Origin of the sequence: Saccharopolyspora antiqui (assembly GCF_052246905.1) — a bacterium.
GTDB lineage: Bacteria > Actinomycetota > Actinomycetes > Mycobacteriales > Pseudonocardiaceae > Saccharopolyspora.
This window is the reverse complement of sequence record NZ_JBQQBO010000053.1, coordinates 1-5,107: the sequence shown is the minus strand read 5'-3', so window position 1 is coordinate 5,107 and position 5,107 is coordinate 1. Positions and strand designations below refer to the sequence as shown.

General features: G+C 57.1%; 3 rRNA genes. All 3 read right to left on the bottom strand.

From position 1 onward, the window contains the following. Nucleotides 1-105, bottom strand: a 5S ribosomal RNA gene (rrf, locus tag ACTWQN_RS37935); the annotation flags it as partial. A gap of 153 nt (nt 106-258) precedes the next feature. Next, nucleotides 259-3,341 (bottom strand): 23S ribosomal RNA (locus ACTWQN_RS37930). A gap of 237 nt (nt 3,342-3,578) precedes the next feature. Further along, nucleotides 3,579-5,102, bottom strand: a 16S ribosomal RNA gene (locus ACTWQN_RS37925). Nucleotides 5,103-5,107 lie beyond the last annotated feature (5 nt).

Genomic DNA, 5,107 nt, shown 5'->3' with positions numbered 1-5,107 from the left:
CTTACTCTCCCACACCCTGTCGAGTGCAGTACCATCAGCGCTGGGGAACTTAGCTACCGGGTTCGGAATGGGACCGGGCGTACCCTCCCCGCCATCGCCACCGACAACCCCTCACACCCCCACCACCCAAGCAGTGGGAGCAAACCTAGGGTCATCACAATACTGATGACACACATATATGCTGTTATCAAAACAACCAACCACACCCGGTGGTTGTTGTTTCAGATATCGTATAGTGGGTGCAAACATCACAAATTTGTGGGCAAGTCTCTCGGCCTATCAGCACCAGTCAGCTCCACACATTACTGCGCTTCCACACCTGGCCTGTCAACCCCATCATCTCTAGGGGGCCTTAACCCACAAAAAGGGTGGGAGACCTCATCTAGGAACAGGCTTCCCGCTTAGATGCTTTCAGCGGTTATCCCTCCCGAACATAGCCAACCAGCCACGCACCTGGCGATACGACTGGCACACCAGAGGTCCGTCCGTCCCGGTCCTCTCGTACTAGGGACAGCCTTCCGCAAGTCTCCTACGCGCGCGGCGGATAGGGACCGAACTGTCTCACGACGTTCTAAACCCAGCTCGCGTGCCGCTTTAATGGGCGAACAGCCCAACCCTTGGGACCAACTCCAGCCCCAGGATGCGACGAGCCGACATCGAGGTGCCAAACCATGCCGTCGATATGGACTCTTGGGCAAGATCAGCCTGTTATCCCCGGGGTACCTTTTATCCGTTGAGCGACACCACTTCCACACGTAGATGCCGGATCACTAGTCCCTGCTTTCGCACCTGCTCGACCCGTCAGTCTCACAGTCAAGCTCCCTTATACACTTACACTCACCACCTGATTGCCAACCAGGCTGAGGGAACCTTTGGGCGCCTCCGTTACCCTTTAGGAGGCAACCGCCCCAGTTAAACTACCCACCAGGCACTGTCCCCGATCCGGATCACGGACCCGAGTTAGATGCCCAGAACGACCAGAGTGGTATTTCACCAACAACTCCACCACAACTAGCGTCATGGCTTCACAGTCTCCCACCTATCCTACACAAGCCGAACCAAACACCAATACCAAGCTATAGTAAAGGTCCCGGGGTCTTTCCGTCCTGCCGCGCGAAACGAGCATCTTTACTCGTACTGCAATTTCACCGGGCCTGTGGTCGAGACAGCGGAGAAGTCGTTACGCCATTCGTGCAGGTCGGAACTTACCCGACAAGGAATTTCGCTACCTTAGGATGGTTATAGTTACCACCGCCGTTTACTGGCGCTTAAATTCTCCGCTACACCCCAAAGGGTTCACGGGTCCTCTTAACGTTCCAGCACCGGGCAGGCGTCAGTCCATATACATCGCCTTACAGCTTCGCATGGACCTGTGTTTTTAGTAAACAGTCGCTTCTCCCTGGCCTCTGCGACCACCACCAGCTCCCCAAGCACGTCGGATCACCAGCAGTGGCCCCCCTTCTCCCAAAGTTACGGGGGCAATTTGCCGAATTCCTTAACCACAGTTCACCCGACCGCCTCGGTATACTCTACCTGACCACCTGTGTCGGTTTCGGGTACGGGCCGTACGGACACTCGCTAGAGGCTTTTCTCGGCAGCATGGGATCACCCACTTCACCACCACGGCTACGCATCACCCCTCACCCTCAATGGTGCGCGGATTTACCTACACACCGGGCTACAGGCTTACACCAGCACCACCAACCACTGGCAGAGCTACCCTCCTGCGTCACCCCATCACTTAACTACTCCAGCATCAGGCCCCACGCAGAACCAAACCAGATCCGAAAACCCAGCCCAACCCCGGGTGGTTAGTATCAACCGTTTCGCTATGGACGCGTCCACACGGGTACGGGAATATCAACCCGTTCTCCATCGACTACGCCTGTCGGCCTCGCCTTAGGCCCCGACTCACCCTGGGCGGACGAACCTTCCCCAGGAACCCTTAGTCATCCGGCGGCAGAGATTCTCACTCTGCACTCGCTACTCATGCCTGCATTCTCACTCCCACACACTCCACACCAAGATCACTCCGGCGCTTCACCGCATGCAGGACGCTCCCCTACCCAACAATCTCTTGACGAGACTCTTGGCATGGCTTCGGCGGTGCGCTTCAGCCCCGCTACATTGTCGGCGCAGGACCACTTGACCAGTGAGCTATTACGCACTCTTTCAAGGATGGCTGCTTCTAAGCCAACCTCCTGGTTGTCTCAGCAATCCCACATCCTTTCCCACTAAGCGCACACTTAGGGGCCTTAGCCGATGCTCTGGGCTGTTTCCCTCTCGACGACGAAGCTTCTCCCCCGCCGTCTCACTGCCACACTCAACTCAGGCGTATTCGAAGTTTAGCTGATCTCAGTAACCCGCGAAGGCCCATCAACCAACCAGCGCTCTACCCCACCCAAGCAACACTTGTGACGCTGCACCTAAATGCATTTCGGGGAGAACCAGCTATCACGGAGTTTGATTGGCCTTTCACCCCTACCCACAACTCATCCCCCAGGTTTTCAACCCTGGTGGGTTCGGGCCTCCACACGGTCTTACCCGCGCTTCACCCTGGCCATGGGTAGATCACTCCGCTTCGGGTCTGCACCACGCGACTCAACGCCCTCTTCAGACTCGCTTTCGCTCCGACTACCCCACACACGGGTTAACCTCGCCACGCAGCAGCAACTCGCAGGCTCATTCTTCAAAAGGCACGCCATCACACACCAAAGCATGCTCTGACGGTTTGCAGGCACACGGTTTCAGGAACTCTTTCACTCCCCTCCCGGGGTACTTTTCACCATTCCCTCACGGTACTATCCACTATCGGTCACCAGGAAGTATTTAGGCTTAGCGAGTGGTCCCGCCAGATTCACAACACCCTCCACGAAAGCGCTGCTACTCGGGAACACCACCCCACACCCTGCACACATTTTCGCCTACGGGACTCTCACCCACTACGGTTGGCTATCCCACACCATTCGACTAACACGCACAGCAATGCTGGCGGACTGGTAGATCCGCCCAGTGGTATCCCACAACCCCGCACACGCAACCCCTACCAGGTATCCCACGCGCACAGTTTAGCCTCCTCCGCTTTCGCTCACCACTACTCACGGAATCACCAGTGTTTTCTCTTCCTACGGGTACTAAGATGTTTCACTTCCCCGCGTTCCCCCTCATGCCCTATACATTCAGGCATAAGTAACCCGACATCACTCGGGCTGGGTTACCCCATTCGGACACCCTCGGATCACAGCTCGGTTGACAACTCCCCGAGGACTATCGCAGCCTCCCACGTCCTTCATCGGCCCCTGGTACCCAGGCATCCACCATGTGCCCTACACAACTTGGCCACAAAGATGCTCGCACCCACTATACAATTCTCAAACAACAACCACACCACAAAAAAACACTCAGGCGTGTTCCCTCAGACACCCAACAGTGAACTGTTTTCGCCGATCCATCAACAACCAGCACGGCCAGTGTGTTCCACAATCCATCGAGCACCCACAACACGAACACACACGGCTCGTCCATTGCGGACACTCCCACCACCAACACGACGGCGGGGGTGCTTGTTTGCTCCTTAGAAAGGAGGTGATCCAGCCGCACCTTCCGGTACGGCTACCTTGTTACGACTTCGTCCCAATCGCCAGTCCCACCTTCGACCACTCCCCCCACAAGGGTTGGGCCATGGGCTTCGGGTGTTACCGACTTTCATGACGTGACGGGCGGTGTGTACAAGGCCCGGGAACGTATTCACCGCAGCACTGCTGATCTGCGATTACTAGCGACTCCGACTTCACGAGGTCGAGTTGCAGACCCCGATCCGAACTGAGACCGGCTTTAAGGGATTCGCTCCACCTCACGATATCGCCACCCTCTGTACCAGCCATTGTAGCATGTGTGAAGCCCTGGGCATAAAGGGCATGATGACTTGACGTCATCCCCACCTTCCTCCGAGTTGACCCCGGCAGTCCCCCACGAGTCCCCGCCATAACGCGCTGGCAACATGAGGCAAGGGTTGCGCTCGTTGCGGGACTTAACCCAACATCTCACGACACGAGCTGACGACAGCCATGCACCACCTGTACACCAACCACAAGGGAAACCCCCTCTCAGGGGCTGTCTAGTGCATGTCAAACCCAGGTAAGGTTCTTCGCGTTGCATCGAATTAATCCACATGCTCCGCCGCTTGTGCGGGCCCCCGTCAATTCCTTTGAGTTTTAGCCTTGCGGCCGTACTCCCCAGGCGGGGCGCTTAATGCGTTAGCTACGGCACGGAAACAGTGGAACCCATCCCCACACCTAGCGCCCAACGTTTACAGCGTGGACTACCAGGGTATCTAATCCTGTTCGCTCCCCACGCTTTCGCTCCTCAGCGTCAGTATCGGCCCAGAGACCCGCCTTCGCCACCGGTGTTCCTCCTGATATCTGCGCATTTCACCGCTACACCAGGAATTCCAGTCTCCCCTACCGAACTCAAGTCTGCCCGTATCGACCGCAAGCCCACAGTTAAGCTGCAGGTTTTCACGGCCGACGCGACACACCGCCTACGAGCTCTTTACGCCCAATAAATCCGGACAACGCTCGCACCCTACGTATTACCGCGGCTGCTGGCACGTAGTTAGCCGGTGCTTCTTCTACACCTACCGTCAACCCAAAGGCCTTCGTCGGTATCGAAAGAGGTTTACAACCCGAAGGCCGTCATCCCCCACGCGGCGTTGCTGCGTCAGGCTTCCGCCCATTGCGCAAGATTCCCCACTGCTGCCTCCCGTAGGAGTCTGGGCCGTGTCTCAGTCCCAGTGTGGCCGGTCACCCTCTCAGGCCGGCTACCCGTCGTCGCCTTGGTAGGCCATCACCCCACCAACAAGCTGATAGGCCGCGGGCCCATCCCACACCACAAAAGCTTTCCACACACCACCATGCGGTAGCATGTCTTATCCGGTATTAGACCCCGTTTCCAAGGCTTATCCCAGAGTGCAGGGCAGATTACCCACGTGTTACTCACCCGTTCGCCACTCATCCACACCCGAAGATGCTTCAGCGTTCGACTTGCATGTGTTAAGCACGCCGCCAGCGTTCGTCCTGAGCCAGGATCAAACTCTCCAACAATGCAT